At 63.5% G+C, this 3,508-nt stretch carries 3 protein-coding genes and 1 pseudogene; all 4 read right to left on the bottom strand.

The features are described from left to right. Positions 1 to 228, bottom strand: a pseudogene (locus tag AC1DUU_RS26580) (succinate--CoA ligase subunit alpha); the annotation flags it as partial. Between the two features lie 11 nt (positions 229 to 239). After that, entirely contained in the window at positions 240 to 1,424 is a 1,185-nt protein-coding gene (locus AC1DUU_RS26575) for a malate--CoA ligase subunit beta (protein WP_476786352.1), read from the bottom strand. A gap of 13 nt (positions 1,425 to 1,437) precedes the next feature. After that, on the bottom strand, positions 1,438 to 2,403 hold the full coding sequence (locus AC1DUU_RS26570; protein ID WP_476786351.1) for an HpcH/HpaI aldolase/citrate lyase family protein: 966 nt from the start codon (positions 2,401 to 2,403) through the stop codon (positions 1,438 to 1,440). A 22-nt stretch (positions 2,404 to 2,425) separates the two neighbouring features. Beyond that, a partial coding sequence (locus AC1DUU_RS26565; protein WP_476786350.1) for an aminotransferase class V-fold PLP-dependent enzyme occupies positions 2,426 to 3,508 on the bottom strand: 1,083 nt, incomplete at its 5' end.

Genomic DNA, 3,508 nt, shown 5'->3' with positions numbered 1-3,508 from the left:
GGGTGGCGGCACGAAGACGATCGAGGCCTCGGCACCGGTCTCGCGAACAGCGCCCCTGACCGTGTTGAACACCGGAATGCCCTGGTGGACGAGCCCGCCCTTGCCGGGGGTGACACCCCCGACAACGTTGGTGCCGTAGCGCTTCATGTCATCGGCGTGGAAACTGCCGATCTTGCCGGTCAGACCCTGGACGATAACGCGCGTCCGGCGATTCAAGAGAACTGCCATTTCGACCTCCCTTAGTTCTTTTTGCTTTTCGAAAATGCGCGCATCGCCTCGACCGATTTCTCGGCTGCCTCGGCGAGCGTGTCGGCGACGATCACCTTTTCGCCCGACTCGGCGAGAATGCGCCGGCCCTCTTCGACATTGGTTCCGGCAAGCCGCACCACCAGCGGCACGTTCACACCAACTTCGCGGATCGCCTTGATGACACCCTCCGCCACCCAGTCGCAGCGGTTGATGCCGGCGAAGATGTTGACCAGGATCGTCTCGATGTTCTTGTCGGCCAAAACGGCGCGAAAAGCCTTGGCGACACGCTCGGGCGAGGCACCACCGCCGATGTCGAGGAAGTTCGCAGGCTCGCCACCGGCGATCTTGATCATGTCCATCGTTGCCATGGCAAGGCCGGCACCGTTGATGATGCAGCCGATATTGCCCTCGAGGCCGACATAAGACAGGCCACGGTCGCTGGCGAAGGTTTCGCGCGGGTCTTCCTGCGACTTGTCACGCAGCTCCGATATCTCGGCGCGGCGGAAAAGCGCGTTCTCGTCAAACGACATCTTGGCGTCGAGCGCGATCAGGTTGCCGTCCTTGGTGATGACAAGCGGGTTGATCTCCAGCATCGAGGCGTCGAAATCGCGGAAGACGCGGTAGCAGCCGAGTAGCGTGTCGACAGCCTTGCCGATCAGGCTGTTGTCGAGGCCAAGGCCAAAGGCGATCTCGCGGGCCTGGAACTGCTGCATGCCGGCACCCGGATCGACGATGGCGCGGATGATCGAGTCGGGCTGCTTTTCTGCGATCTCCTCGATCTCCATGCCGCCGGMRGCCGACGCCACGATCATGACGCGCTCCKMCTTACGGTCGAGCACGAWGCCGASATAGAGCTCCTGGCSGATATCGACGGYTTCYTCGASATAAAGCCGSGAMAYCAGCTTGCCSYKGGGACCGGTCTGGTGCGTCACCAGCTTGCGGCCGAGCATGGCTTCGGCGGCGTCGGAGACCTCGTTGTCGGTGGTGCAGATGCGGATGCCGCCGGCCTTGCCACGCGCGCCGGAATGGATCTGCGCCTTGACCACCCATTTGCCGCCGCCGATTTCACTGGCGCGATAGGTCGCCTGTTCGGGGCTGTAAGCCAGGCCGCCGCGCGGGATCTGCACCGAGTAGCGTGCGAGCAGCTCTTTGGCCTGATATTCATGAATATCCATGTCGAACTCCTCCTCAGTTCGGCAGGCCGGTGCGCGAGCGCGCCGACTGCTCGATTGCGTCATGCATGACCAGCACGTTGCGGGCCATGCGCTCGGATGCGGCGTCGATCATCTTGCCGTCGAGGGCTGCGGCACCCTTGCCCTGCTCCTCGGCTTCCTTGAGCACTTCGATGATGCGGCGGGCGCGGGTGACCTCCTTTTCCGGCGGCGAAAACACAGCATTCGCCAGTTCTATCTGCGAGGGATGGATCGCCCACTTGCCTTCGATGCCCAGCGCCGCCGCACGTTTTGCGCCGGCGATGTAGCCTTCAGGATCGGAGAAATCGCCGAACGGCCCGTCGATCGGGCGCAGGCCGTAGGCGCGGCAGGCGACCGTCATGCGCGACAGGGCTGCGTGCCACTGGTCGCCGGGATAATCGGGGTTGAGGCCGCCGATACTGACGGTGCGTGCCTTGCAGCTCGCGGCATAGTCGGCGACGCCGAAATGCATCGCCTCAAGCCGCCCGCCATAGGCGGCAATGGCTTCGACATTGGCCATGCCGAGCGCGGTCTCGATCAGGGCTTCCAGGCCGACGTGGTTCTTGAAACCCTTGGCCGTCTCGATCTGGGTGACCATGGCGTCGACCATATAGAGATCGGCAGGAACGCCGACCTTGGGCACCAGGATGGTGTCGAGCTTGTCGCCCGCCTGCTCCATCACATCGACCACGTCGCGGTACATGTAATGGGTGTCTAGGCCGTTGATACGCACCGAAATCGTCTTGCCCTTGGCGCGCCAGTCGATCTCATTGAGGGCCTGGATAATGTTCTTGCGCGCGCGCTCCTTGTCCGGTGGCGCCACAGCATCCTCGATGTCGAGGAAGATGTAGTCGGCATCACCGTCGGCGGCCTTGCGGATCATCTCCGGGTTGGAACCCGGCACGGCGAGTTCACTACGCTGAAGGCGAAGCTTGCGCAGGTGGTGGAGTGTATGGCTCATCTGTTTTCCTCCCTGTTCTGCTTCAGGCTGCTTTGGCGACGGCCGGCTGGGCCGACAGGCGGTAGTGCTCGAGTGCGGCTCCCACGCCGGAGCCTGGCTGGACTTTGACACCGCAATCGCGCAGCGACATTTCAGCCGCCGAGATCGCGCCGCACATCATCACTTCGTTGACCCAGCCGAGATGGCCGATGCGGAACACCTTGCCTGCAACCTTGTTGAGGCCGACGCCGAGCGAAGTCTGGTAGCCGTGGAAGGCGCGGCGGACGACTTCGGCGCTGTCGATGCCTTCGGGAACCACGATCGCGCTGACCGTGTCGGAGTTCCACTTCGCCTCCTTGGCGCAGACACGCAGGCCCCAGGCGTCGACAGCCTTGCGCACGCCCGTCGCCAGCCGGTTGTGACGCTCAAAGATGTTGTCGAGGCCTTCTTCCTGGATCAGGTCGAGTGCCGCGCGCAGGCCGCGCAGCAGTTGGACGGCCGGCGTGTAGGGGAAATAGCCGGTGTCGTTGGCGCGGATTTGGTCCTCGAAGGAAAAGTAGCAGCGGTTGAACTTGGCGGTCTTGGCTGCGGCAAGCGCCTTCTGGCTGACCGACAGGAAGCCAAGGCCGGGCGGCAGCATGAAGCCCTTCTGCGAACCTGAAACGGCGCAGTCGACGCCCCATTCTTCCTGGCGGAAGTCGATCGATCCGACCGACGAAACACCGTCGACGAACAGCAGTGCGGGGTGCTTGGCGGCAGTGAGTGCCGCACGCACCGCGCCAACGTCGCTGGTGACGCCCGTTGCGGTTTCATTGTGGGTGACGAAGACCGCCTTGATACGATGTTCCTTGTCCTTGGCGAGACGCTCGGCATAGATCTCGACCGGAACGCCCGTGCCCCATTCGGCCTCGACGACGTCGACGTCGAGGCCGAAGCGCTCGGCCATGTCGACCCACAGATGCGAGAACTGGCCAAAGCGCGACATCAGCACGCGGTCGCCAGGGTTCAAGGTGTTGGTGATCGCCGACTCCCAGGCACCGGTGCCTGAGGACGGAAAGATGAATGCGCGGCCGGTCTCGTTGCGGAACACCTTCATCAGATCGGTAAAGAGGCCACGCGTGAAGGC

The sequence above is a fragment of the Aminobacter sp. P4_H6_2 genome (assembly GCF_056400805.1).
This window is presented reverse-complemented; position numbering and strand designations above follow the sequence as displayed.

Coding starts and splice junctions, on each gene's coding strand:
- AC1DUU_RS26570 (WP_476786351.1), bottom strand. CDS start 2,403: ATGAGCCATACACTCCACCACCTGCGCAAGCTTCGCCTTCAGCGTAGT.